The following is a 24,198-nucleotide window of genomic DNA, read 5'->3' as shown; positions in this document are numbered from 1 at the left end:
TGACGTCTCCTTTGTTGCGGCGGTTTTCCTCTCCGCCGGTTATTTATTTCGGTTGACGCGGAAGAGCGTGATCTCGCGATTGCCGATCAAGCCGGCCGGGCGCAGGGCGAGGATCACAATCATGATGACGCCGAGGGCGATCTCCTGAAGCCCCTTGGGAAGGGCAAAGGTGGTCGACCCGAGCGGAACGCCCGCCTCCAGCCAGCGCAGAGCCTGGATGAGGGCGGAAAGCAGCAGGACTCCGATCACCGCACCGGAGAGACTGCTCATGCCGCCAACGACGAGCATGGCGAGCGTGATGAAGGTGAGGCCGAGATAGAAAGTATCGGGTGTCACAACGCCGATGGAATGGGCCGTCGCGGCGCCGCCGAGACCCATGATGACGCCGGAAATGGCGAAGGCAATGAGGCGTTCCTTGGGGATATCGACGCCGGAGGCGGCCGCCGCCGTCGGTTCGTCGCGGGCGGCCCGCAAGGCAAGGCCGGAGCGGGAGATTGCATGGCCCCAGGCGATGAAGATCGCAACGATCGCCGCGCCCACATAAGGCCAGATCACGCGCACGATCGGAATGCCGACGACCGACGACGTTGCGCCGGTGACGCTCTCCCAGTTCGAATAGATGGTGTTAATCATCGCCAGCACGGCAAACGTGGCGATCGAAGCGGCGATGCCTGAAAGCCGCATCAGCACCTTGCCGAAGATCAACGCCGCCAGTCCCGCGAAGAGTGCAGCGATGATCGCCGATTGCCAGTAGGGAAGGCGGGCTTCGAGAAGGAAGCTCGGCAGCCCAGGCAGCGAGGTCTTCTTCATCAGCGGGTTGATCGTCAGCCACGCTGCAGCATAGGCGCCAAGGCAGGTGAAGCCGATATGGCCGAAGCTGAGCACGCCGGAATTGCCGATGAAGATATAAAGCCCAACGACGAGGACGACACGCACCATGATGTCGATCATCGCCTGGTTGAAAGGCCGCGAGCCGGTCATCACCGTCACGATGGCGACGGCAAGGATCAGAAGCGAGAGGAGGATTGGCGTGATGATAGTCCGGCGGGCCAGCGCGAACCGAGCGGGTTTGCGCGGGTTGGCAAGCGCTGGGGGAAGGGTGGAGAGGCTGGCATCGGTCATGGATCAGACCCTTTCCTTGGTGCCGCGGGCGGCGATCAGACCTTGCGGGCGAAAGAGGAGAACGAGGATGACGGCGCCATAGACAAAGGCGTCGCGGAAAGGACGGGCATCGACCGGCAGCACGACTTGCATGATCACCGAGGCGGCACCCAGGAGGAAGCCAGCCAGAACGGCACCCGCAAGGCTGCCAAGCCCGCCGATAACGGTGGCGATGAAGGCCATGAGCATGATCGAGGCGCCCATCTGGATATCGACGGTGCCGGTCTGGCTGCCGAAGATCATGGCGATCGCACCGGCCAGCGCTCCTGAAAGCGCAAACGCTCCCATGATCACCCGGTTGGCGCGGATGCCCAGCATGCGCGCCATCGAGAAATTTTCAGCCGCCGCCCGCATTTCCAGGCCGAAGCGGGTCCGGCGCAGGAAGAGCGTCAGGCCGATGAGGATGATTACGGTGGCGATGATGGTGATCAGTTGCAGGAGCGGCAGACGAGCCCCGAAAATCTCGACAGGTTGCGACAGCATCGGTAGGAGCGAGATCGACTTCGGGCGGCTGGTGAACAGCATCAGCAGGAAATAGCGGATGACGAAGCCGAGCGCGAAGGAGGCGATCATCATCGTCGCCGGGTTGGCGCGCCGGAAGCGGCGGAAGACGACGATTTCGCAAAGGACCGACAGTCCGGCCCCGACGAGAAGCACGAAGGGGATCAGCAGGTACCAGGGCAACTGGCCGGCAAAGACGATCGCCATCGCATCGGTCGACGGCCACAAAAGCGCGAAGATGGAGAAGGCAATGACGTCACCATGGGCGAAGTTGACGAGCCGCATGACCCCGAAGATCAGCGCGATCCCGAGCGCGCCGAGAGCATAGAGCGAGCCGAGCGACAGGGAGTCGAAGACGATCTGCAGCATCTCAATGATCCTCGTAACCGAAATAAGCGGCCTGCACCGCCGCGCTGTTGCCGAGTTCACGGGCGTCGCCGTCGAGAACGATCTGGCCGCCACGCATCAGCAGCATCCGCCCGCCGACCAGATTGGCGCGAGTGGAACTTTGCTCGACGATCAACAGGGTCAGCGCCCTTAACGACTGCAGCGCGATCAGTCGCTCGTAGACCTGGTCGGTAATATTGGGTGCCAGGCCCAGCGACGGTTCGTCGATCGCAATCAGCCGCGGATTGGTCATTAGCGCCCGGCCGATGACGAGCATCTGCTGCTGGCCGCCTGAAAGCAAGCCAGCCTGGCCGTGGCGGCGTTCCTTCAGGATCGGGAAGGTCTGGTAGACCGCCTCGAGGTCCTCGGCCCTCTTCGCCTTCCAGCCGCGATCCTTCGCCTTCATGCCGGTGCCGACCATGAGGTTTTCCTCGATCGTCAACGACCCGAAGACATCTCGGCCTTCCGGCACCATCGAGAAGCCGAGCCGGGCGATATCCTCCGGCGCCTTACCGGTGATGTTGTAGCCGTCGAAATCGATCGTGCCGTTCGAAGCAGGCGTGACCCCTGCGATGGCGCGGAGCAGCGAAGACTTTCCGGCACCGTTCGGCCCTGTGATAAAAACTGTGTCGCCGTCCTTGATGGAGAGCGACACGCCACGGACAGCAGTAAGGCGGCCGTAACGGACCTCGATATTAGCCAGGACTAGCAGGCTCATAGCAGCACCTCCGCGACCGGCAGGGCCGTATCCGCAGCGGTGCCCATATAGGCATGCCGGACTTTTTCGCTTTGGCGGATCTCGGTAGGTGTCCCCTCCTCGATGACCGCGCCGGAATCGAGCACGACGATATGGTCGCAGAGACCAAGCACGAGCCCGACATTGTGTTCGATGATCAGTACGCCGCAGCCGAGATCGCGGGCGATGCGCTTGACGAGGCTGGACAGATCGGTCGCTTCCTGAGCGCTCATGCCGGCGGCGGGTTCGTCGAGCAGGATGAAGGCAGGTCGGCCCATCAACGCACGGCCGATCGCAACGCGCCGTTCGTCGGTATAGGGCAGGGTGCCGGCTGCGCGCCCGCCGAGTGCCGAAATGCCGATCCAGTCGAGCATGGCTTCTGCTTCGGCGACGGCGGCGCGCCGGCTCATGCCAAGCCCAACGCCGGTGACCTCCAGATTGTCGATCACCGCTAGGTCGCGAAACAGTCGGCCGCCCTGGAATGTGCGGGCAATCCCTAGGCGCCTCACCTGATGCGGCTTAAGGTTGGTGAGTGGCTTGCCATCAAGGTTGACCGATCCTTCCGTTGGCATTTGGAAGCCGGTCAGAACGTTGACCAGGGTCGTCTTGCCCGCGCCATTAGGCCCGATCAGGCCGCTGATTTGGCCAGGCCTGATGTCGAGCGTCACGGATGACAGGGCCTTAAGTCCTGCAAAGGCTACCGAAATATTGTCCGCGCTGAGATGAGCCATAGTCCCCTTTCCTTGTTTCCGACGGAAAGGCATGCGACATCGGGCCGTGAAACGGCCGATCGAAAATCGCGATATTCCCCTGTCGGTTCCGGCGATCTCTGCGGACCACTCGGATGCCAAAGTCACGCCGTTTGTCGGCGTAGTCTTGTCGTTGCGCGCGCCGGGTGTTGTCGCCTGGCGCGGCGGAGGGCCGGCTTTGGCCGACCGAACCCCTCCCACCCCGTAGATGATCCTCCTCCACGGGGTCTTACCGCCGCCTCAGGCGGTCAGGTAATCCTCTGCTTTAGCGAGCATTGTGCGGCGGTCGGCCCGCGCTGCAAGTGCTTGTTCAAGCGTCACCGGCACGAACTGCGCCGGTGTGTGTGGCTGCAATTGGGCGATGCGGTCCATGTCGGCGGAAATCACCACGCCGAGCATCATGTAGCCGCCGCCTGATACCGCGTCGCGGTGCAGCACGATCGGTTCGGTACCGCTCGGCACCTGCACGGAGCCGTAGGGATAGCATGCATCGACGATGTTGGATGGGTCGGAACCGGCGCCGAAGGGCTGCTCGCGGGCGACAAATTCAAGCGGCGTGCCTCCCTTGAAACGATAGCCGATGCGGTCTGCTTCGGGCGCCACCTTCCAGGTGTCTTCGAAGAAGCGCTTGCCGGCAGCCTCGGTGATGCGGTGCCAATAGATGCCCGGCAGCATTCTCAATTCCACGGAAGAGGGGCCGGCACCGCGCAGTTCCGCCGGCAGCGAACGCCCGGGCGTGCCGGTGCCGGTGCCAACCGGGATCTCGTCGCCTGCCTTCAACACGCGGCCTTCGAAGCCACCAAGCGCGCCGAGTACATAAGTCGTGCGCGATCCGAGCACGACAGGCACGTCGATGCCGCCGGAAATCGCGATATAGGCGCGGGCGCCGGATTTCAGGTAACCGAAGGACAGGCGGTCGCCCGCCTTGACACTGAAGCTTTCCCAGGTCGGGCGTTCATCGCCGTTGACCTTCGGTGGCAGTTCGCCGCCGGTGACGGCAACAACGGCCGGTGCGGTAAATTCGAGTTCCGGTCCGAGGAACGTCGCCTCCAGAATCGCCTCACGCGGCTCGTTGCCGACCAGAAGGTTGGCGATGCGTGTAGCGAACCGGTCCATGCCGCCGCCCTCTGGGATGCCGACATGGTAGTAGCCCGGACGGCCGAGATCCTGCACCGAGGTTGCAAGACCGGGAGTGATCACCTTAACGGCCATTGAGGAGCTCCATCAGGTTGGTATTGGTGCCGAGCATGTCGCGGTTGAACTCAGTCAGGCTGAACGAGCAGTCGCGCACCGTCGGCTGCCAGCGGTTGGCGTCGATCTCTTCCAGCGTAGCGTCGTATTCGTCGCGGTTGATCGCCTTGAACTTGACGATGTCGCCCGGCTTGAACAGCGCCATGTCTTCGGTGAGGTAGCGAACCTTACGCGTCGGGTCGTAAATCGGAGCGGGCGTGACGCCGTACATCTGGTAGCCACCGGCGCCGCGCACCGAATAGATCGCCGCGAAACAACCGCCATGGCCGACCGTCAGCTTCGGCGTGTCGGTACGCGGGCGCAGATATTTCGGCGCCTCGATCTGCTTCTTGCGCTCGACCATCTGGTAGAGCCAGGGCAGGCCGGCGACGAAACCGACCATTGACACGAACCACGGCTGGCCGGAATAGGCGGCGATGAACTCCTCGATCGTCGCATAGCCGTTGATACGCGCCGAATATTCGAGGTCGGTCGCGCTTGGATCCTGGTGGCGTTCGCGGAAGCGCATTTCCGTTTCATGGGTCCAGGGGTCCTGGAAATAGACCGGCAGCTCGATGATGCGGGTCTTGAGCGTCGCGTCGGATTTCGACGCCGCGTCCTCCATCGACTGCAGCTCCTTCAACAGATCCTGCGGGGCGATGACGTCCGGATCGAAGCGGATCTGGAAGCTGGCATTGGCCGGGCACGTCTCGGTAACGCCGCGGATGCCGGCTGTCCGGACCGCATTGATCATCGACAGGCCGGTGAAGAATGAAGCGAGCGACATATCTTCGGACACTTCGCCGAAGATATGTTCGTCACCGCCGAAATTGAAGCGTATCGACATCGAACCTCCTTGTCAGCCGGCAAGCGCCCTGGCGTTGTCTTGAAGCCAGCCTTCCAGCCAGCGGGTATGCACGTCTCCGGCCTTGACCGAAGGATCGGCAGCAAGAGCCAGGAAAAGCCGCTTGGTGGTCTTGACGCCGTCGATCTGGAGTTCGCCCAGCGCACGCGTCAGCCGCACGATCGCCGCTTCGCGGGTATCGGCGTGGACGATGAGCTTGGCCAGCAGGGAATCGTAGAATGGCGGCACCTGATAACCGTTATAGAGCATGGAATCGAAGCGGACGCCGGGACCGCCTGGAATGCGCAGGTCGCCGATCTTGCCGGGGAAAGGTGCAAAATCCTTGGCCGGATCCTCGGCATTCAGCCGGACCTCGATGGCGTGGCCCTTGACCGTCACGTCGCCCTGCCGGATCCGCAAAGGCTCGCCACCGGCAATGCGCAGCATTTCCGCCACGAGATCGATGCCGGTGATCGCTTCCGTTACCGGATGCTCGACCTGGATGCGGGTATTCATCTCGATGAAATAGAAGCGGTCAGCTTCGTCGTCGTAGAGATATTCAACGGTGCCGGCGCCGGAATAATTGACGGCCTTGGCCAGCGCCACTGCAGAGGCGCAAAGCTCTTCGCGCAGGGCGTCTGACAGGCAGCGGGACGGCGCCTCTTCCCACACCTTTTGGCGGCGGCGCTGCAGCGAACACTCCCGCTCGTAGCAGTGGATTGCATCTTTTCCATCGGCCAGCACCTGCACCTCAATATGGCGCGCCTTGCCGATCACCTTTTCCATGTAGAGGCCACCGTCGCCGAAGGCGGCCAGCGCCTCGGCTTCCGCCTGCGGAAAGGCCTGTTCGAATTCGCTTAACGAATTGGCGATGCGGATACCACGCCCGCCACCGCCCGCCGCAGCCTTGATCATTACCGGAAAACCGGTTTCTTCCAGCACATGGCGCCCTGCCTCGATGCCATCGACCCGTCCCGTGGAGCCGGGAACGACGGGTACGCCGGCGGCAGCCGCCGCGGTGCGGGCGGACACCTTGTCACCCATCAGCCGGATCGCGTCGCCAGATGGCCCGACGAAGCTGAGGCCTGCCGCCGTCACGGCATCGGAAAAGCCTGCGTTCTCAGCGAGGAACCCGTAGCCCGGATGGATGCTGTCGCAGCCTTTTTCGATGGCCGCTGCAATGATCGTTTCGATGTTGAGATAGGATTTCTTGGCAGCGGGCGGGCCGATGTTGACGGCCTCGTCGGCAAGCCGCACATGCAATGCGTCCGCATCCGCCGCGGAATAGACTGCGACCGTCGCGATGCCGAGATCCTGTGCCGCGCGGATGACGCGCACTGCAATCTCCCCACGATTGGCAATCAGGAGCTTCTTGAGCATCAGTCGAGATCCGCCAGCGGTGCGCCGGCCATGACCGGGTCCTCGTTATCAGCGACAAAGCGGATATTTTTACCCGCGATCTCGGCCTTTACCTCATGGAAGGATTTCATAACCTCGATCAGGCCGATGACGTCGCCGACCGCAACGCCATCGCCGTCAGCCTTGAATGGTGGCTGATCTGGGGATGCGCTACGGTAGAAGGTACCGGGAAGGGGAGAGAGAAGCTGGGCCATATCGATCTCCGGATCAGGCAAACAATAAGGGGATGCAGGCATTAAGACCGCCTTTTGGGCGGTTGTCGATCACTTCAACGCCAAGGCGCGATCGCGCTGCGCACGGTCCTGGCAATGTCGACCGCGTTCGGCGTGTCGGAATGGACGCAGATCGTCTTGCAGCGGACCGGGAAGAAGCTGCCGTCAAGGGCAGTGCCTTTTCCATCGGTGAGGGCGCGGACGCAGCGCTCAGCCATCAGATCCGGGTCCATCGCCGGGTGTTCGCGGGTGACGATCAGGATGCCGCCCGGCGCATATTCGAGGTCCGCGTAGAATTCCGGGACGAATTCGATGCCGCGCTGCGTGTAGATCGTCTCGTGAAACGTCGCGGTCATGCCGAACAGCGGCACGCCGTAGATCTCGGCGACATCGCAGATGGCGTGGGCGACCTCTTCCTGCCGCGCCGCCATGCTGTAGAGGCTGCCATGCGGCTTGATATGGTTCAGCTCCATACCTTCTGCCTTGAGGAAGCCCACGAGCGCGCCGACCTGATAAAGCACCGAGTTGACGATTTCCTGGCGGCTCATCTTCATCTCGCGACGGCCGAAGCCCTGGAGATCGGGAAGCGACGGATGGGCGCCAACCTTGACGCCGTGCATCTTGGCGCTCAGCACCGTGTTCCGCATATGATCCGGATCGGAGGCGTGAAAGCCGCAAGCGACGTTTGCGGCGTCGATCAATGGCATCAAGCTGGCGTCGTCTCCGAGCTTGTAGAGGCCAAAGCTCTCCCCCATGTCACAATTCAACGTGACGGTCATTCTATCGTTCCCCTGTTATGCAGCCGTCTTTGCGGCGTTGCACAAATCTTGTCGCACCTTTGCCCCCTTGTGAAATAGTAGTTTTTTGATTGTAATATCGAAAAATCAGATAACAGTACGAGGGGCGCGTCGAGTGAATATAACATTGAAACAAATGGATTATTTTATAGCAACTGCTGACAGTGGCCAGGTTAGTCATGCGGCTGTTAATATGAATATCTCTCAGTCGGCAGTCACCGCCGCGATTAAATCGCTGGAACGAGAGCTGGGGGTGCGGTTGCTCGAGCGCACCCATTCGGGTGTGCGGCTGACGATGGAAGGTGCGCACTTCCTCGAACATGCGCGGGTCATTACCGGCGCCGTCGCTGCCGCGGTCCGCAGCCCATCGCGCGAACGGGCTGAGCTCGGCGGCAAGGTTAGGATCGGCATGACCTACACCGTCATCGGCTATTTCATGTCCAAATACTATGCTCGCTTTCGCAAGGCCTACCCGCAGATTTCCGTGGAACTCCGAGAGCTGCCGCGCGCGGGACTGGAACGCCAACTGGCGCGTGGCAACGTTGATATCGCGCTGATGCTCGTTTCAAACCTCGCCAACTCGGAAGATCTGGAGCACGAACTGCTGCTGCGTTCCAGCCGGCGCCTCTGGCTCTCTGCCGATCATCATCTCCTGTCGCGCAACGAGATAAGCCTCAAGGATGTCGCTGAGGAGGACTACGTCATGCTGACCATCGACGAGGCCCGCAAGACTGCATCGCGTTATTGGGAGGCGGTCGGACTGTCGCCGCGGGCGGTGCTGACCACCAGTTCCGTAGAGGCGGTCCGCTCGCTCGTTGCGGCAGGTGTCGGGGTGACGATCCTCTCTGACATGGTCTATCGACCTTGGTCGCTTGACGGCCAGCGCATTGAAGTTCGCCGGCTGATAGAGCCGATACCTAGCATGGATGTCGGGCTTGCCTGGGCAAAGGCGCGGCCGATTACATCCCCTGCAGAAAACTTCCGCGCCTTCATGTCCGTAACCATGGGCGGCGGCGGATGAGCAGGTTAGGAGATCAGGAAGACAAAAATTCGAACTGTGCACGTGAGTGTGAGAACCGGTCAGCCAGTCATTTCGCAGAGTGCTTGCGCGACGCCGCTCTTCCTGACGCCGACACGCCGTCTTCCATTACAAAGCGCTTTCCAGCGGCGCGGGATCACTCTGGACGTCAGATCAAGCGCGGCAAGGCCGGATCCGATCACGCCAGCGTCGTCGCCAAGTTCGGCAGGAAGAACGTGACGAGAAAGGCGCAGATCAGCAGTGCCGACTATTCAGCCCAAGCGTTGCCGTCAACCAAGTCGTCGTCGACATATACTGTGTCTGGCAGCCAAGAGTGCGAGTGTGACTTCCCGAGCCCCAACCTCGTTCATCTATATCATCTCTTTGGCATTAAATCGAAGCGATGGCGTTTCTGAGTTAGTCGTTGCGCGCCTGATGTCGGCGTCACTGTGGCCTGCACATCTCGCTGACTTAATAAAACTCAGCTCGGTATCCGGGCCACAGTGAAGATCTGGGTGCCAGTTTGCATCTGAAGACTATCACGTGATGAACGGTGTTTTGCGCAGCCATTCGTTTGAGGTGATCTGGTCTAGTATAAACGTCGCAACGTCTTCGCGCGAAATGGTGCCGCCGTGGAAGTCGCTTAGATCCGTCAACGTCCGTACCGTCTTGTCTCCGCGCTTGTTGTTGAGGATCGAAGGACGAACGATGGTCCAATCGAGATCACTGCTCTTTACGATTGCCTCCTGGCGGTTCTTGTCGGCGTAAACCTTGCGCAAAAGCAGTGGGTAGATCAACTTGTCGAAGAGAAACCCGCCATGTCCCTTGCTGTCGCCGGCGCCGATCCCGGTGATCGTGACAAGGCGGGAGACGTTCTCTGCTTTCATAGAATCGACGAGAGCGCGACTGGCGGCCGACAAAAGCGTGACTTCACTAATAGGGCTCGCGGGTGTGCCGAGGGCACTGATCACGGCATCACGGCCTCTGATCGCCTGGCGCAGCGCTTTCTCATCGCGGGCATCGCCGACGACAATCTTTGCCCCCTTGAGATCGGCGCCTTTCTCCGACGAGCGTACCAATACGGTGACATCATAGCCACGGCTGACAGCCTGGCTGACGATATGGCGACCGGTCGGACCTGTGGCGCCTAGAACAACGATCTTGGGAGTAGCGGTTATGGGTATTTGTGTTGCGGACGTGGTCATTGGAATGGCTCCGGCTGAATGACTTGACACCCCGAATATGGCTGGTTCATTGTCGAGCCAATAGAGGCTTAATCTAGTCGCGCCGTCTCATACATGGAACGATCATGGATCTTATCGCACTGGCGGACTTCAACCTCGTGGCTCGTCACGGCGGCTTCGGTAAAGCGGCCCGGGCCTCCGGGCGTCCCAAGGCGACTTTGTCGCGACGGGTCGCCGACTTGGAGGCTGCCCTCGACATACGTTTGTTCGAACGCGGCGCACGCAATCTGAAACTTACCGAGGAGGGCCGTGCCCTCCACGAGCGAACAGCTGCTCTTCTAACGGAGCTTGACGAAACCGCCGCCGCTATTGCTTCAGGGGCAGAGAAGCCGCGTGGCCGATTGCGTGTTAGCGCGCCACTCCTTTTATCACAGACCGCCATGGGCAAGATAGCGGCGGGGTTCGCGCTGAAATATCCGGATGTGAGGCTGGAAATCACCACAGAGGACCGGGCTGTTGACATGATCGAGGAAGGCTATGATCTGGCTATCCGGGTCAACCCCGATCCGGACGAGAGTCTGGTCGGTCGCGCCTTTCTGCACGATCGCCTGGTCGTCGTGGCAAGCCCCGATCTTCTGAGGCCCGCCGCGGATCACTCAGCGCCGGGCGTCGTGCGCGGGGCCGGCAACCGTCAGACTTGGAACGTCATGACCTCCACGGGACCTGCAACAATCAGCGTCAATCCAATTCTCGCCCTCTCATCCATGATCATGGTTCGCGATGCGGTTCGAGCAGGCGTCGGTGCTGCACGCCTGCCGATCTCGTTGGTGAGCCACGATCTGGCCGACGGCACTCTGGTGCATTGGGGGGATGTTGAGGGGGCCGACATTGCTTTGTGGGCGCTCTACCCGTCGCGACGGCTGTTGAGCGCTCGCGTCTCAGCCTTCTTGGATTTTCTAAAGCAGGCCTTTCCCACCGGTACACCCGATGAACTGGCCGCCTATATTGCCAGATAGTGGGCTCACGAGAGCTCCATTCCCGAATCGCCCGCTCAAGCATCTGTGATGGAAGAGATCGCGCGGTGAGTCGGCTGTTCGAAACGCTCGAGATATCCAGGTCACCATCCCGCGCGCGGGCCAAATGATGCCCCCTACCGAGTGATGAAGCGAACCTGCGTCTCTGGCACTTCGGCTTCAATCGGCTGCCCGACCTCCCGGAGCTATTCGTTGCCGGTCGCGAGAGAATTTATCTCGACTGGCTATGGGATACAAAGGCGAAAAAGCCTGCAGCCGATGTGACCGCTCGTCCAACTGCAGTCTCCCAGGTCAAGGCACGAGTTGGTCTTAAGCCGTATTTTGTCTGCAACAACGAACACGGTTTCAATCCGGCTGAGCCCGATCATGGTAAAAGAGTTGCAATACGCTCAGTCAGCGTGCTGCACCAATAATGTTGCAAATGCCTGTGCGGACAACTTCCTTGCTGGTCAGCTGGCCGGCCTGGATATCGAAAACGGCATCGACCCTAACGCCCGCGCCTTTCTGGCGCGCGACAATACGAAGGGTTTGAATGCGGCCACTACCACTGGTTTCCTGGAAGGCATCAATGGAGGAAAGCTCCTTGTTGACTTTTATGCCGGAGAACCCTTCTGCCGCAACAGACTGAGCCAGATTTTTCAGAATGACCGTGGCATTCGCCTTGGGATATTCTTGCCAGGAACGGTAGCTTAGCGCAGTGACCATTGGCACACCGGAGACCTTGAAATTGCTCTCACATGACGCTGCCTGTGCGAACGTTGACTGGCCGAGAAGCAGGGCTGCCACGATGATCAGAACTTTCATTTTCTCTCCTCAAAGATGAAGCGCAATCAAATTTCATCATAGTCAACTTGGCAAAGAAAGGAAATGCTTTTTGTTTTAGACAATTCTAAATAAAAGTTCCCTAAGGTAAAGAAGAAGAAAGTCAGGAGTGTCAGAATAGAAGAAGTTTAGAAAATTTTTGCTTTTGATTGGTGGAGCCTTATTTTCAACCCACGATTTTTGGACCGATATGCCATGATATTCACTTTTAAACCGATCGTGGCGCCTGATGTCGCTAGTACAAGGATACTAATTGCCCCTTTCCCTCCCTGCGGTGTATCGCCTCTAGGCGCTTCAGCCGTCATTCCAGATGCGACCGAGGCGCACCGCATGTCTTGCGCCCAATGGCCGCCAACCTCCGAGCTTTGTCTGGATGCACGCCCATCGAAAGGATTTTGATATGTCAGGATTTCGAACAGCCCTCGCGGCCGTCGCCGTCCTCCCTTCGCTAATTTTGCCGAATTTGGCCGCAGCCGAAACGCCGGCGCAGGACATCAAGGGCGGCAAAGACAATCCAATTGTCTCGCGTTTTGCGGGTGCGGTGATCATCGGCTACCAACAGCGGGACTACGCGGCGTTGACCTTGCCACTGGGACCTTATGACGCCAGCCAGAAAAGCCAGTTTGCCAGGAGCCAGACCGCAGAAGGCCGTCTGACCAGCATCATTTATGCAATCCCCGAGGGGAAGACGGCGCTTGAGGTCTATCGTAATTACGAGCAGACATTGAAAGCGGCCGGCTTCCAGTCCGCATACCAGTGCGAAAGCAGTGCGTGCGGTGGCTATGATTTTGCTGCCGCACTTGCCGACCCGATCAATCGCGCCATGGACAGCAATCTTTTTAATCTTAGGATCAACCTGCTCAACGCCACTAATGACGACGTGCGGGCCATGACAGCTCATCTGGATCGCTCCGATGGGTCAGTGGATGTTTCCTTGTTGGTAAGCCAGGACAGCGGTCGGCAAGCCGGTGTGCTGCTTCAAATCGTTGAAGGTCGCGCGATGCAGACTGGCCAGGTCACTGTGGACGCCAAGGCAATGAGCGATGGCCTAGCCAAAGCCGGTCACATCGCGCTCTATGGCATTCAGTTCGAAACCGACAGCGCCACCTTGAAAACCGAATCGGACGAAACGCTGGCACAAATGGCCGAACTGCTGGCGCACGATGAAACCCGAAAGGTCTACATCGTCGGCCATACCGACAGTTCGGGAGCGCTTGAGCACAACATCGAGCTCTCTCAGGCGCGCGCCACCGCCGTCGTGAAAGCCCTTGCCGGCAAATTCGGCATCAACGCCAGCCGGCTTCAGGCAAAAGGCATTGGTCCCTATGCGCCTGTGGCCAGCAACGCGAACGACGCGGGCCGGGCCAAGAACCGCCGGGTCGAGCTGGTCGAGAAATAGAGGGTAATGCCGCACATCTGAACGTTCGCGGGAGCCTCCGGGTGCTATTGCGAGTTGGTGCGAAATTGATCCGCCCGCAACCCGCTTTGCCGGCACTGATGACAACGGGATGCGACTGAATATTGGCGATTGATCGCGCCTTCAGGAGCTTTGGACCGCCTCCTGCATGATGTCGGCGATTTTGGCCGCGCGCTGGTTGTTCATCTGGGCGGACTGCATGGCGATCGACAGGGCCGCGACAGCGCCGAGGCCCGGCCGCCGCATGAGACAGGCAACGTCTGCTGCCTCCGTGTATGTCTGGCTGATGTCGTGGCTAAAACCCTGTCTGCGGAATGTGGCCCCGACACCGCCTGACAGCGTCCGAATGATCGCATTGCCCTCGTGCATGTCTATGCACAGCGCCTCGAGCCAGCGCGAGTCATCAGATAGGTTGAATAGCCAGTGCGGGCTGCTACCGCCATAACTGTGGGGCGAAAACGGGCAACGAGCTCGTTAATCGAGCTTGGTCTGTTTGCCAGGCCGTAGATTGCCGGGCCCAGGCGATAATGTCCAGTTTAGTTGTTCCCTCCACGAACCCTCTTGTCGAAAGGGCGACCAGCGCCACCGTCTCTCCGGCCCGACATATAGCGATATGCCTTTGACGACCTCTTTTTTGCCGAAGCGCACGACGAGGTTTTTGATGTCGAACGCTCCCCCGTTTGAAACTCAAGGCTTGAAGATCGGCTCGATGCTGCAATCGAGCAGGCGCGGGTCTATGCCGGCCTCCATCTCGTCGAACATCGATTCGACGAATCCCATCAGTGCGTCGGTTGCCGCCACAGCCGTATCGAGATGCCGGTTAGCTACGGCATTCAACACAGAAAGATGGCAGTTTACCGTCTGGGTAAGGTCTGATGGGCCATCGGTGTGAGTGTGATAAATGAAACCAATGCGCCGGTAGATGGTGTGCAAGGGGCGCAGCGTGTGAACAAGAAAAGGCTCGCGTGCCGCCGAAAGAAGGATCTCGTCGATACGCCGGTCAAGCATATTGAACTCTTCAAGCGTAATATTGCTGCGCCTTTCCTTCAGAGCCCGCTCCATGTGCAGCATCTGGTTGCGATGCGAGAGGCTGGCGCGTTCGATGGCCAGCTTGACGACAAACCGCTCGACGTCTCGGCGCAACTGCAAAAGCGTACGCTCGCGGGAAAGGTCGATAGGAGCGACCTTGAGGCCATGTCGCGGGACGATGATAAGCAGGGTGTCTGCCGCCAGCCGGCTGACGGCGTTGTGGACAGGTGTGCGGCCAAGGCCGGTTAGGCCCTGAAGTTCGTGAAGCGTTAGTTGCTGACCAGGCTTCAGGTGGCAATTGACGAGCAGATCCTCGATCCGTTGATAGGCGAGTTCGAGAAAATTCACACGATTTGAACGCGCCGGTTTGCCGCCTTCGACCACCAGCTGAGGTTTACCCTTAGATCTAGCCATGAACGGTCTCTTCCCCTCCACGACTGCAAAACATCGTTCTACATTCGAAACTATTTTTAAACATATTGTGAAATTTTACAACCGCTATGTCTCTTCGGAGAGAGGAGCCTTGCTTCTATCGGAACGTGTCGGCATCGCTCGGCGGAAGGAGAAGCGAGCTACATCGACATGAACCAGGCTCTTGTCGATAATCCCGAATTCGATGCGTGGGTCAAAGGGCGCACCCCTGTGAAGCTTTGGGGTCGGAGGGAAGAGACTCGTGGGAACCGCGGCCTTCCTTGCCTCCAACGCCGACTATGTCAACGGTCAGATAATCTATGTCGATGGCGGCATGTCTGCCGTGCTCTGACAAACAAGACACGAAAACGGCAGTGATAATGTCACCCGCCTTTCCCAACGGCATGCATCCAAGGAGTGGGTGCATGCCGTTCTGATGAACCTCGATAGACCTTCACCACGTTGACGGGACTGTTTGTTGACGTGCCGTGCCTAAAACTAATTCCGAACGTAGCTTGATACCGCTCACATTCAACGCGCTACTCTGGCCCGTATGGGGCGGGCGGGCGCCACCGCCGACCTGTGGCGCGAATCCGCTAGTCCCGCCTGGCGTTGGCCGCTGTCGATTGAATTCCCCAGCTGGAAACCGTCGATCAATTCGCGCAAGCGCGCCGTTTCCTGTGCAAGAGTCGCGCTAGCGGCATTGGTCTCTTCTACCATCGCAGCATTCTGCTGCGTCACTTGGTCCATCTGGTTGACCGCGGAATTGACCTCGGACAAGCCGGTCGCCTGCTCCTTGGCGGAGCTGGTAATCGCCTCCATGTGGTCGTTGACGGCAACAATATTCTGCTGAATTGTCTGAAGGGCCTCACCGGTCTCGCTGACCAACTTGACGCCGGTGCTGACCTGCTCGGACGAGTTCCGTATCAGATCCTTGATTTCCTTGGCGGCCTGTGCCGATCGTTGAGCAAGCTCGCGTACCTCTTGCGCGACGACAGCAAACCCTTTCCCGGCCTCGCCAGCGCGTGCAGCTTCGACACCGGCGTTCAGCGCCAGAAGGTTCGTTTGGAAAGCGATCTCGTCGATCACGCCGATAATATTGGAGATCTGGTTCGATGAGCTTTCGATGCGCGACATTGCGCCGACGGCGTCTGCTACGACCTTGCCGGAACGCTCCGCATTCTCACTCGCTGTTGCGGCTGCATGTCGAGCCTCATCTGCTCGCTTGGAGGCGTTAGCCACGTTCACCGTGATCTGGTCAAGCGCTGCGGCGGTCTCCTCAAGGGAAGCGGCCTGCTGTTCCGTGCGTCTGGAAAGATCGTCGGCACTCTGGCTGATCTCCCGCGTTCCAGTATCGATCTGGCTGGTCGATTGTGCAACGGCGCCGAGGGTGTTTCGCATCTGGCTGAGCGCTTCGTTCATCGTCCGCCGTAGTCCTTCGAAGTCCGCAGCAAAGGGTTCGTCCAGGCTGAACGACAGATCTCCGTGAGCGAGCTTTGTTAGAGCAGCGCCTATCGTATCCACTGCGTGTACGCGTTCCGTTACGTCGGTAGCGAACTTCACGACCTTGGTGACTTTCCCTCTGCCATCAAGAATGGGATTGTAGGAGCCGCTGATAACAACGGTTTTCCCGTTTTTGCCATATCGGGTAAACTCGGCTGCTTGAAACTCGCCTCGGCGCAACGCGTCCCAGAACTCCTTGTACTCGGGCGATTGAGCATAGCCTGGTTCAACCATCATGCTATGGTTGCGTCCTTTGATCTCTTCGAGGCGATAGCCTATGGTTTTAAGAAAATTATCGTTTGCGGTGACGATCTCACCTTCCGTCGTAAATTCAATGATGCCTTGAACTCGGCTGATTGCAATCATCTGTCCAAGGTAGTCCAGATTCTGCAGCCGATCTTTGGCGTTTGCCCACTCAACCACAAAACCGTTCGTCTTGTCGTTCTCGCGCAGCGGCGTGACGATAAGGTCGAAAGCTCGGTGGCCGACCCAGATCGTTGCCCGGTGTTGTGTCTTGAGTGCCGCAAGCATGTTGCGCTGATGCGATGGATTCTTGTGAAAGATGTCGATATTGCTACCGATCAGCTTGGCGAAGTCAAACCGCGGAAGTTCTTTCTTCAGGTCGCTCTCGGCTTCTTTCAGCAGATCCTTGACCGCGTCATTCATATACCGAATGTTCAGGTTGACGTCCGCGATCATGATGTTCGCCGTGATCAGATTAAGCGAATTGGTCTGCATTCGAGAAATTTGCGACATTCCGAACATTATAGTATGACCTTCTAATTAGCGGTTTAGGCGGCGGCACAGTAGACTCCGGACTGCGGAGTCGGTGACGTCGTGAATGCAGCCGTTTCGTTGGCTAATGCTGTTAAAGTAAAGATAGATAATTAAAATTTTAGAAACTTTAAAATGCTTCTAGACTATTTGTTATCTATGATTTCTTTGGCGTAGATACTTTAAGGCGTGATGGTTTAGGCGCGCTGCATCACAGTGAGCGCCACACTTCGGTGGCCTGAGTCATATATTAACAGCCCGGCAGCCTGATCTGCCAGGCTTGTTCATGAAGAGAAGGCGTGACGCACGCGGCGGTCCTTTTGGTGGAGCCTAAAAGCCCGAAAGTACGATCTTGCCTTTGGTGCGGTTGCTCTCGATCAGGGCGTGCGCCTTTTTCAGGTTTGTGGCGTTGATCGTTCCGAGCGTTTCATCAAGCGTCGTGCGGATCTTGCCCGCATCAACCAACTCTGCAACATGGTTGAGAAGCTTGTGCTGCTCGATCATGTCCCCCGTCTGCCAAACCGGCCGGGCAAACATCATTTCCCAGTGAACCGAAAGTGCCTTGCTCTTAAATGACCGCAGGTCAATCGGTTCCTTCGGATCGTCGATCAGCGAGACCCGACCCTGCGGTGCGATCAGCTCCAGTATGTCCTTGAGGTGCTCGTCCGTATGCGTTGTAGAAAACACGAAGGCCGGCGCACCGATCGCTAATTCCGCCAACTGTTTTGCCAATGGCTTCGAATGATCCAGCGCATGATGTGCGCCAAGCGAGTGGATCCAGTCCTGCGTTTCCGGCCGCGAGCCGGTGCCGATGACCGTGACGTCCGACAGCTCGCGTAGCAATTGGATCGCGATGGAGCCGACGCCCCCTGCGCCGCCGATGATCAGTACGGCATTCCAAGCGCCGGCCACCTTGTCCTGTATCTTCATACGGTGGAAGAGGGCTTCATAGGCGGTGATGGTGGTGAGCGGCAGGGCGGCTGCCTCCTCGAAGCTCAGCGTATTCGGCTTGAACCCGACGATCCGTTCATCCACGAGATGATATTCGGCATTGGTGCCCGGGCGGTTGATCGCACCCGCGTAATAAACCTCGTCGCCCGGCTTGAAGAGCTTTACGTCTGGCCCGACAGCCTTGACGATACCGGCAGCATCATACCCCAGGATACGATGCTGCCCGGCCTCGACCGGCGCCGAGGCGCGAACCTTCGTATCGACCGGATTGACCGAAACGGCCTTGATCTCAACGAGCAAATCGCGGCCCTTGGCTTCCGGCATGGGCAGTTCGATGTCGATCAGCGAGGTTTCGGATGTGATAGGCTGGGGCATATTGAAACCGACGGCGCGCATATGAAATCTCCTTCTTTGCGGTGCGTAGGCAATACATGGCGCCTATGGTTTCATTCAGCAAGAATGCACATTTTTGGCCTATAGTGCCGAAAAGTATACCGTGAGAGGGAGTTTGTCATGTCCAAGCCGCGTGCAAAGCTGACCGGTAATTTCCCGGGCTGCCCTGTCGAATCGACCTTGAGTTTCCTTGATGGCAAGTGGAAGGGGGTGATCCTTCATCATCTGCTAGAGGAGGGGACGCTGCGTTTCAACGCGCTGCGGCGCCGAATTCCCTCTGTGACGCAGCGGATGCTAACCAAGCAATTGCGGGAACTGGAGGAGGCGGGCATTCTGCAGCGCACGGTGTTTGCTGTGGTGCCCCCGCGCGTCGATTACGCGCTGACGCCGTTGGGTTTGAGCCTCGAGCCGGTCATCGCCGCGCTGCGGAGTTGGGGCAACCAACATATCGTCTGCGAGAACGGCCTCAAGTATGTTGCCATGCCGGAAGAAGAGGCAGCCTTGGAAGCCGCCTGAGCCTTACAACAGGAAACGATGGCGTTTCGGATCGCTCCGGTGCTGACCGTGCCCGGCCCCCATTCCTGATGACTGTTGTTCAGGTCAATAAAAGTATCGCGGCAGGGGCGGCTCATTCTTAAGTGCCGCTAGAAGTGCCTGTCACGAACAAAAGCAGATGCGCCGTGAGGCCAGGATAATGCACCGCTGCGCCATATATACGAACATCTTGCCATCCTGACGTTTCGTCGATACATCACCGCGGAAACTTCGGGGCATTGTAAAGTGAAAAAGATCCAGGGCGGTTTTGCCATCGAGTACAAATCGGGCAGGAGAAAACCTGGACCCAAGTCGAACTCGATTTGGGGAGACATGGACCTCAAATCTGTGACAAGAGATCTGCAGGAAGAGGCGATGCCATTTCTCACCGGCGCGCGTGATGGTGCACCGAGCCACGATGTCTCTTTATCGGAAGAGTATCAAGCAGCGCCGTTGTTGACAGCGGCCCTCGATCAGCCGACAAATGCCTTGGCGACACAGGAGATAATGATGGCCGACGAAAACAATACAGTAACCGATACCGGTGCGCCGGCTTCCGCCGTAGCTGAGCCCGACGCTCCGAAGAAGCAGCGTAAGCCCCGCGCCAAGAAAACGGCTTCGGCAGCAGCGCTGGGGGAAGCAACTGGCGTATCAGGTACTGAAGCTGCCAAGCCCCGCAAGCAGACGAGGGGGCGTAAGCCAAAGCTGAGTGTAGATGAGGGTGTTGTCGTCAGTGCACCTGCAAAACGTGGCCGCAAGGCAGCGCAGGCAGCGGCAGAAGCACCAGTCTCCGCAACCGACGAGATCGCAGATCTTCTTCAGCTGGAAGAGGAAAACCAGAGACTGCGCAAGCTGCTGGCTGAGAAGCTTCGTGCAGAAAATGCAGATCTGCGGAAGCGGCTCAAGCTCAACTGATCACGCCTTCGGGTGCTGGTAGGCATTCTGTGCTCGCCTAGATCCTTATTTTGTGGCGGTCTTCCGCCGCAAAGCTCGGATTGTCCAATCCGAGTGCAAGGTAGAACACAAGGTTTATAGCAGATGGCGTCACGGTGGAATTTTCTTGCTCGGCTGACGTCGAGGCGGCAGGATAAGGGTGAACACGAAACCTCGACGGACGAGGGAAGCCCACAAGCTCCGTCGAGCACCGAACTCAGTGAACCTGCCGATGACAACGCGTCCAACCCTCCTGACGGCTCAATACCTGCTGAAATAAAGAGCGCTGATCGACATGACGCGACTTCGGCGGGACTGGCGCAGCCTGCGGAGTTGGGGAACGATGTCCAGGGTGCGAACAATGTTGATAGCGCCGGGTTTGAACCAACTGTCAATCCCATCCCCTCCAGCGACATTGATACTGCAGTCACGATTTTGAACGACGTCGGTTCACCTTCGCAGGTTGCTCAGGGAACAACACGGAAGGTGCGCGGAAGCCGCAAGACCGCTCGGGAATCTGACGTCGTTGCGCAGACGTCTCCAGCCATTCCCACATATTTGGAAGAACAGCTGAGCCTCGAAGACGAGATCAAGACGCTCCGCGAACAGCTGTCCCGCAGACTTCAACTGCAAAATGCACAATTAAAGAAGATGCTGGAGAGGTTCGAACGCTGAGTACGCCAGTCCATGCTCATAACCGAGCTCCTGTGGTGCACTTGCTAAAGCGAGTTCCGATTGTAGCTTGCATGATTTAGGTTCCGGTTGAACCCGCACCTCTTATGACTCCTCTATAACCCGGCAGCGCGCGTGGTGGCCTCGCGCAACGGGAACTTCATGGTGCACTTGCGGTTAGCAGCTGCGCAAGGAGTTGTAGTCGATGTTTCAATGTGAGCTCGTCGGGAAGAAAGCACTCGTGGTCGAAGACGACTATGATCAAGCATGCGACATTATGGGAACTTTGATGGAGCATGGGGCAAAGGTCGTCGGACCTTTTTCAGCTCTAGAGGAATGTTTTCAGTATTGGGGCCATAACCTGATCGATGCTGCGATCCTTGACGTCAAAGTTGGCGATGCAACCTCGTTCCCCGCGGCGGATCGTCTACTGAGTGAGGGTATCCCTTTCCTTTTTCTGACAGGATATGACCGAGAGATCATCCCATCGCGCTTTCAACGCGTTCGACACTATCTGAAGCCGTTTGTGGGCCAGGACGTACCCATCGCCTTGGCACTGGTTATGGCAAGCGGACAGAAGTTTCGTCGCCCAACCCAGCTGGTGCCAGCAGCGCAATCGAGCGCAACTTCCGCTATAGTGAACGGCACCGGCGGGGAAGGCGGATATGGAAGACGACATCGCTAGAAACTCCGAGATTGGAGAAGGGTTGCCCCGGGGTACAGGCGGACGCTTCGACCGTCTTATCGACAAGTATGCCGACGTCACTTGGGAAGCCGATACACTCGGCAATGTCGTCGATGACAGCGAGAGCTGGCGTGCCTTCACAGGTCAGACCCTTGAGGAAATGCTTGGCTATGGTTGGCTCGACGCTGTTCATCCTGACGACCGAGCCTACACGGAACATCAATGGCGGGAAGCTATCCACACGGGGCGCTACGTGGACACGGAATTCCGCGTCCTTCATGTGACGAACGGCTGGCGGTGGACGAACAGTGTCGCAACGCCACTGCTGGATGAAGATGGGACTGTCCGCAAGTGGATCGGCATGAACGTCGATATACATGACCGCAAGCAGGCCGACGATATCCGGAACCGGCACATGGCCGAGCTTGAGCGCCAGGTCGAAAAACGCACGGCCGAGCTTAGGGCGAGCCGTGACTTCCTTAGAGGGGTCATAGACAGCTCCCCGGACATGATCCAGGTATTCGATGCTGTTCGCAACGATCGCCGCGAGATTATCGACTTCGTTTGGACGCTCAACAACCAAACCTCGGAAGACCGGTACGGTGCGGCTTGGGGCGAAAGCCTTCTGCAGCGCAATCCTGGCGTGGTCGAGGCAGACATCTTCGACGCTTTCAAGCGTGTGGTGGAAACCGGGGTTCCCGAACAAGCTGAACATCACTACGTGCATGAGCAGTTCGACGGGTGGTTCCTACAGTCTGTTGTGAAACTTGGCGACGGTGTCGCTACGACAACCCGAGATATTACAGCGGACAAGGTGGCGCAGGCGGAGCTACTTCGTCTTCGCGGCGAAGTGGCCGAGGCAGCACTGCGCGAGAGCGAGGACCGGTATCATGTACTGTTCGATTCTATCGACGAAGGTTTCTGCACCATCGAGGTGATTTTCGACGAGCGTGGTCAGGCGGCGGATTATCGCTTCCTCGAAATCAATCCGGCATTTGCCCGCCAGACGGGACTTATCGACTCCGTTGGTAAGTCTGCACGCTCCCTGATCCCCAAGCACGAGCAGTTCTGGTTCGACACTTACGGCAATATAGCCAAAACGGGCCAGCCGAAACGCTTCGAGCACCGTGCAGCGGCTCTTGGGCGTTGGTATGATGTCTACGCCTTCAGGATTGGCGGCGCCGAAAACTGCCGCGTTGCGGTCCTGTTCCATGACATCAAGCCTCGCAAGCTTGCCGAAGAGGCGTTGCGGAAGAGCGAGGAGCAAATAAGGGCGCTGGTCGAAGCGAGTTCCGACGTCGTCTACAGTCTCAATCCCGACTGGCAGGAGATGCGCCACCTTTTCGGTCGCGGGTTTCTTGTCGATGGGGAGCGCCCAAGCGCTAGATGGATGGACGACTACATCTTTCCGGAAGACCACGCGTCGATCCGCGCCGTCATCGACAAGGCGATTGCAGACCGCGGCCCATTTGAACTGGAACACCGTGTCCGACGGACAGACGGATCAGAAGGATGGACGTTTTCGCGCGCGATCCCTGTTTTTGGTGATGATGGCGATATTGTAGAATGGTTTGGGATGGCGGCGGATGTTACAGAACGCATTATGGCCCAGAAGGCGGCACACCACGCGAACGCAGCCCTGCAGCGCAGCGAGGAGCGTCATCGGCTGATCGTCGAGAGCGCGCTCGATTACGCCATATTCACCACCGACGAAGAGGGGAAGGTCGAAGACTGGCCGCCCGGCGCGCAATCGGTTTTCGGTTGGACGCCTGAAGAGATCGTCGGCAAGGATCTGGCAATAACCTACACCCCGGAAGATCGGGCTGCCGGGGTGCCGGAGACGGAATTGCGAAAGGCCCTTCAGGACGGCTTTGCCGAAAACGTCAGATGGCACATGCGCAAGGACGGCAGTCGCGTTTTCATTGAAGGTTTCGCGCGGCCGCTGCCTTCAGGAGACACGGGAACTGCTGGCGTCGTGAAGATTGGTCAGAATGTCACCGCCCGCAAACGATGGGAAGAAACACAGAACGCGCTGGTTGCCGAGCTTCAGCATAGGACGCGCAACCTGATCGCCGTCGTCCGCTCGATTGCCGAGCAGACAATGCGTGAGACCGGCCCTACGCCGGATTTCATGGATAGGTTCGCCGATAGGATGTCGGCCCTATCGCGTGTGCAGGGGTTGCTTTCGAGATCCGAAATGGAGCCAATCACCATCGGAACCCTGGCCGAAATGGAACTCTCCGCGCTCGGTTCCGTCGCGCACCGCGTATCCGTCGATGGTCCTGAGGTGCTCCTGAAAAACAGTACCGTCCAGACCTTTGCCCTGGCGATCCACGAGCTTGCAACCAATGCCCGGAAATATGGCGCGCTCTCGACCGACGACGGGAACCTTAAGATATCTTGGGCTCCTTACGAAACATTGGACGGCGAAAAGCGGCTTCTTGTCGATTGGTTGGAAGAGGTTTCTGGACCGCGCTTGACGGAGACCGTTCAAAAGACAGGTTATGGCCGAGAGCTGATCGAGAAGGCGCTGCCGTATACGCTAGGCGCCAAAACGACCTACGAGATGACCGATACCCATCTCCACTGCACCATTGACCTGCCGATCAAGCGGCGTAAGACAGGAAGACAAGCATGATTGGCGGCAACAAACACGGGTGAAGCGTCGGGGTTGTTTAAAGCGCCATTCAGAAAGGCCTTGCGATAAGGCCCAGGCCTACGAGGCTGATGGTTATCCGACCTGCCGGGTTCGATTCCATGCTCGTGGCCGGCGCTGTCGAGATTTCGAAGCACGATGAACTC

24 protein-coding genes and 1 pseudogene are annotated in these 24,198 nt (G+C 58.6%); 10 read left to right on the top strand and 15 right to left on the bottom strand.

Annotation, left to right across the window (positions count from 1 at the left end; genetic code table 11):
- Positions 1-39: 39 nt before the first annotated feature.
- The 9 genes from EPK99_RS01680 to EPK99_RS01640 all read right to left on the bottom strand — a co-directional run bounded on the left by EPK99_RS01680 (position 40) and on the right by EPK99_RS01640 (position 8,018).
- Positions 40-1,122 carry a branched-chain amino acid ABC transporter permease gene (locus tag EPK99_RS01680; protein WP_128440895.1) on the bottom strand — a complete coding sequence of 361 codons (1,083 nt, stop codon included), beginning with the start codon at positions 1,120-1,122 and terminating at the stop codon, positions 40-42.
- 3 nt (positions 1,123-1,125) lie between these two features.
- On the bottom strand, positions 1,126-2,031 hold the full coding sequence (locus EPK99_RS01675; RefSeq protein ID WP_128440894.1) for a branched-chain amino acid ABC transporter permease: 906 nt from the start codon (positions 2,029-2,031) through the stop codon (positions 1,126-1,128).
- Position 2,032: 1 nt separating this feature from the next.
- A complete protein-coding gene (locus tag EPK99_RS01670; protein WP_128440893.1) occupies positions 2,033-2,767 on the bottom strand; it encodes an ABC transporter ATP-binding protein in 735 nt (244 codons plus the stop codon).
- The gene (locus EPK99_RS01665) at positions 2,764-3,516 is read right to left on the bottom strand and encodes an ABC transporter ATP-binding protein (protein WP_128440892.1); all 753 of its coding nucleotides are present in this window, start codon (positions 3,514-3,516) and stop codon (positions 2,764-2,766) included. The genes EPK99_RS01670 and EPK99_RS01665 overlap by 4 nt, the downstream gene beginning before the upstream one ends.
- A gap of 258 nt (positions 3,517-3,774) precedes the next feature.
- Positions 3,775-4,746 (bottom strand): 5-oxoprolinase subunit C family protein, encoded by a 972-nt coding sequence (locus tag EPK99_RS01660; protein WP_128440891.1) that lies wholly within the window; start codon positions 4,744-4,746, stop codon positions 3,775-3,777.
- Positions 4,736-5,611 (bottom strand): 5-oxoprolinase subunit B family protein, encoded by an 876-nt coding sequence (locus EPK99_RS01655; protein WP_128440890.1) that lies wholly within the window; start codon positions 5,609-5,611, stop codon positions 4,736-4,738. Before EPK99_RS01655 ends, EPK99_RS01660 begins: the two co-directional genes overlap by 11 nt.
- A 12-nt stretch (positions 5,612-5,623) precedes the next feature.
- Entirely contained in the window at positions 5,624-6,988 is a 1,365-nt protein-coding gene (locus tag EPK99_RS01650) for an acetyl-CoA carboxylase biotin carboxylase subunit (protein WP_128440889.1), read from the bottom strand.
- Positions 6,988-7,221 carry an acetyl-CoA carboxylase gene (locus tag EPK99_RS01645; RefSeq protein ID WP_128440888.1) on the bottom strand — a complete coding sequence of 78 codons (234 nt, stop codon included), beginning with the start codon at positions 7,219-7,221 and terminating at the stop codon, positions 6,988-6,990. The genes EPK99_RS01650 and EPK99_RS01645 overlap by 1 nt, the downstream gene beginning before the upstream one ends.
- A 74-nt stretch (positions 7,222-7,295) precedes the next feature.
- Complete coding sequence (locus tag EPK99_RS01640; protein WP_128440887.1) at positions 7,296-8,018, bottom strand: LamB/YcsF family protein; 723 nt, start codon at positions 8,016-8,018, stop codon at positions 7,296-7,298.
- A gap of 154 nt (positions 8,019-8,172) precedes the next feature.
- On the opposite strand from EPK99_RS01640, the gene EPK99_RS01635 reads away from it, so the two are divergent.
- Together EPK99_RS01635 and EPK99_RS01630 are read left to right on the top strand one after the other, a co-directional pair.
- Positions 8,173-9,057: a LysR family transcriptional regulator gene (locus EPK99_RS01635; protein WP_245455593.1), complete on the top strand. Its 885-nt coding sequence runs from the start codon at positions 8,173-8,175 to the stop codon at positions 9,055-9,057.
- Between the two features lie 83 nt (positions 9,058-9,140).
- Positions 9,141-9,470: a hypothetical protein gene (locus EPK99_RS01630; RefSeq protein ID WP_128440885.1), complete on the top strand. Its 330-nt coding sequence runs from the start codon at positions 9,141-9,143 to the stop codon at positions 9,468-9,470.
- Positions 9,471-9,593: 123 nt separating this feature from the next.
- Here EPK99_RS01630 and EPK99_RS01625 read toward each other — a convergent pair whose 3' ends face one another.
- On the bottom strand, positions 9,594-10,259 hold the full coding sequence (locus EPK99_RS01625; RefSeq protein WP_128440884.1) for an NAD(P)-dependent oxidoreductase: 666 nt from the start codon (positions 10,257-10,259) through the stop codon (positions 9,594-9,596).
- A 104-nt stretch (positions 10,260-10,363) separates the two neighbouring features.
- Here EPK99_RS01625 and EPK99_RS01620 point away from each other — a divergent pair, with 104 nt between their 5' ends.
- Positions 10,364-11,254, top strand: a complete 891-nt coding sequence (locus tag EPK99_RS01620) for a LysR family transcriptional regulator (RefSeq protein WP_128440883.1) — start codon at positions 10,364-10,366, stop codon at positions 11,252-11,254.
- Positions 11,255-11,665: 411 nt separating this feature from the next.
- On the opposite strand, the gene EPK99_RS01615 is transcribed toward EPK99_RS01620, so the two are convergent.
- A complete protein-coding gene (locus EPK99_RS01615) occupies positions 11,666-12,076 on the bottom strand; it encodes a hypothetical protein (protein ID WP_128440882.1) in 411 nt (136 codons plus the stop codon).
- Between the two features lie 418 nt (positions 12,077-12,494).
- On the opposite strand from EPK99_RS01615, the gene EPK99_RS01610 reads away from it, so the two are divergent.
- Positions 12,495-13,493, top strand: a complete 999-nt coding sequence (locus EPK99_RS01610) for an OmpA family protein (protein ID WP_128440881.1) — start codon at positions 12,495-12,497, stop codon at positions 13,491-13,493.
- Between the two features lie 141 nt (positions 13,494-13,634).
- On the opposite strand, the gene EPK99_RS01605 is transcribed toward EPK99_RS01610, so the two are convergent.
- On the bottom strand, positions 13,635-13,880 hold the full coding sequence (locus EPK99_RS01605; RefSeq protein WP_128440880.1) for an IclR family transcriptional regulator: 246 nt from the start codon (positions 13,878-13,880) through the stop codon (positions 13,635-13,637).
- A 318-nt stretch (positions 13,881-14,198) separates the two neighbouring features.
- A complete protein-coding gene (locus EPK99_RS01600; protein ID WP_128440879.1) occupies positions 14,199-14,954 on the bottom strand; it encodes a GntR family transcriptional regulator in 756 nt (251 codons plus the stop codon).
- Between the two features lie 165 nt (positions 14,955-15,119).
- Between EPK99_RS01600 and EPK99_RS01595 the strand changes: the two are divergent.
- Positions 15,120-15,303, top strand: a pseudogene (locus tag EPK99_RS01595) (SDR family oxidoreductase); the annotation flags it as partial.
- A gap of 179 nt (positions 15,304-15,482) precedes the next feature.
- On the opposite strand, the gene EPK99_RS01590 reads toward EPK99_RS01595, so the two are convergent.
- Both EPK99_RS01590 and EPK99_RS01585 read right to left on the bottom strand, forming a co-directional pair.
- Complete coding sequence (locus EPK99_RS01590; RefSeq protein ID WP_128440878.1) at positions 15,483-17,219, bottom strand: methyl-accepting chemotaxis protein; 1,737 nt, start codon at positions 17,217-17,219, stop codon at positions 15,483-15,485.
- A gap of 339 nt (positions 17,220-17,558) precedes the next feature.
- Complete coding sequence (locus EPK99_RS01585; protein ID WP_128440877.1) at positions 17,559-18,575, bottom strand: zinc-binding alcohol dehydrogenase family protein; 1,017 nt, start codon at positions 18,573-18,575, stop codon at positions 17,559-17,561.
- Between the two features lie 117 nt (positions 18,576-18,692).
- Between EPK99_RS01585 and EPK99_RS01580 the strand changes: the two genes are divergently transcribed.
- The 5 genes from EPK99_RS01580 (at position 18,693) to EPK99_RS01560 (ending at position 24,034) form a co-directional block, all read left to right on the top strand.
- A complete protein-coding gene (locus tag EPK99_RS01580; protein ID WP_128440876.1) occupies positions 18,693-19,088 on the top strand; it encodes a winged helix-turn-helix transcriptional regulator in 396 nt (131 codons plus the stop codon).
- 264 nt (positions 19,089-19,352) lie between these two features.
- On the top strand, positions 19,353-20,021 hold the full coding sequence (locus tag EPK99_RS01575; protein ID WP_128440875.1) for a transcriptional regulator: 669 nt from the start codon (positions 19,353-19,355) through the stop codon (positions 20,019-20,021).
- Positions 20,022-20,144: 123 nt separating this feature from the next.
- Positions 20,145-20,714, top strand: a complete 570-nt coding sequence (locus EPK99_RS01570) for a hypothetical protein (RefSeq protein ID WP_128440874.1) — start codon at positions 20,145-20,147, stop codon at positions 20,712-20,714.
- Between the two features lie 238 nt (positions 20,715-20,952).
- Positions 20,953-21,396 carry a response regulator gene (locus tag EPK99_RS01565; protein ID WP_128440873.1) on the top strand — a complete coding sequence of 148 codons (444 nt, stop codon included), beginning with the start codon at positions 20,953-20,955 and terminating at the stop codon, positions 21,394-21,396.
- Positions 21,397-21,418: 22 nt separating this feature from the next.
- Positions 21,419-24,034: a PAS domain S-box protein gene (locus EPK99_RS01560; RefSeq protein WP_164901662.1), complete on the top strand. Its 2,616-nt coding sequence runs from the start codon at positions 21,419-21,421 to the stop codon at positions 24,032-24,034.
- Positions 24,035-24,198 lie beyond the last annotated feature (164 nt).

This window comes from Neorhizobium lilium (assembly GCF_004053875.1).
GTDB classification, from domain to species: Bacteria; Pseudomonadota; Alphaproteobacteria; order Rhizobiales; family Rhizobiaceae; genus Neorhizobium; species Neorhizobium lilii.
Note: the sequence above shows the minus strand (reverse complement) of the source record. Positions and strands in the feature narration are given on the sequence as shown.

Excerpts from the sequence above, each read along its gene's own strand:
- EPK99_RS01660 (WP_128440891.1), bottom strand. The coding sequence starts at position 4,746 with ATGGCCGTTAAGGTGATCACTCCCGGTCTTGCAACCTCGGTGCAGGAT.
- EPK99_RS01615 (WP_128440882.1), bottom strand. The coding sequence starts at position 12,076 with ATGAAAGTTCTGATCATCGTGGCAGCCCTGCTTCTCGGCCAGTCAACG.
- EPK99_RS01650 (WP_128440889.1), bottom strand. The coding sequence starts at position 6,988 with ATGCTCAAGAAGCTCCTGATTGCCAATCGTGGGGAGATTGCAGTGCGC.
- EPK99_RS01610 (WP_128440881.1), top strand. The coding sequence starts at position 12,495 with ATGTCAGGATTTCGAACAGCCCTCGCGGCCGTCGCCGTCCTCCCTTCG.
- EPK99_RS01590 (WP_128440878.1), bottom strand. The coding sequence starts at position 17,219 with ATGTTCGGAATGTCGCAAATTTCTCGAATGCAGACCAATTCGCTTAAT.
- EPK99_RS01600 (WP_128440879.1), bottom strand. The coding sequence starts at position 14,954 with ATGGCTAGATCTAAGGGTAAACCTCAGCTGGTGGTCGAAGGCGGCAAA.
- EPK99_RS01580 (WP_128440876.1), top strand. The coding sequence starts at position 18,693 with ATGTCCAAGCCGCGTGCAAAGCTGACCGGTAATTTCCCGGGCTGCCCT.
- EPK99_RS01640 (WP_128440887.1), bottom strand. The coding sequence starts at position 8,018 with ATGACCGTCACGTTGAATTGTGACATGGGGGAGAGCTTTGGCCTCTAC.
- EPK99_RS01680 (WP_128440895.1), bottom strand. The coding sequence starts at position 1,122 with ATGACCGATGCCAGCCTCTCCACCCTTCCCCCAGCGCTTGCCAACCCG.
- EPK99_RS01665 (WP_128440892.1), bottom strand. The coding sequence starts at position 3,516 with ATGGCTCATCTCAGCGCGGACAATATTTCGGTAGCCTTTGCAGGACTT.
- EPK99_RS01670 (WP_128440893.1), bottom strand. The coding sequence starts at position 2,767 with ATGAGCCTGCTAGTCCTGGCTAATATCGAGGTCCGTTACGGCCGCCTT.
- EPK99_RS01620 (WP_128440883.1), top strand. The coding sequence starts at position 10,364 with ATGGATCTTATCGCACTGGCGGACTTCAACCTCGTGGCTCGTCACGGC.
- EPK99_RS01675 (WP_128440894.1), bottom strand. The coding sequence starts at position 2,031 with ATGCTGCAGATCGTCTTCGACTCCCTGTCGCTCGGCTCGCTCTATGCT.
- EPK99_RS01635 (WP_245455593.1), top strand. The coding sequence starts at position 8,173 with ATGGATTATTTTATAGCAACTGCTGACAGTGGCCAGGTTAGTCATGCG.
- EPK99_RS01585 (WP_128440877.1), bottom strand. The coding sequence starts at position 18,575 with ATGCGCGCCGTCGGTTTCAATATGCCCCAGCCTATCACATCCGAAACC.
- EPK99_RS01625 (WP_128440884.1), bottom strand. The coding sequence starts at position 10,259 with ATGACCACGTCCGCAACACAAATACCCATAACCGCTACTCCCAAGATC.
- EPK99_RS01645 (WP_128440888.1), bottom strand. The coding sequence starts at position 7,221 with ATGGCCCAGCTTCTCTCTCCCCTTCCCGGTACCTTCTACCGTAGCGCA.
- EPK99_RS01570 (WP_128440874.1), top strand. The coding sequence starts at position 20,145 with ATGGCGTCACGGTGGAATTTTCTTGCTCGGCTGACGTCGAGGCGGCAG.
- EPK99_RS01605 (WP_128440880.1), bottom strand. The coding sequence starts at position 13,880 with ATGCACGAGGGCAATGCGATCATTCGGACGCTGTCAGGCGGTGTCGGG.
- EPK99_RS01655 (WP_128440890.1), bottom strand. The coding sequence starts at position 5,611 with ATGTCGATACGCTTCAATTTCGGCGGTGACGAACATATCTTCGGCGAA.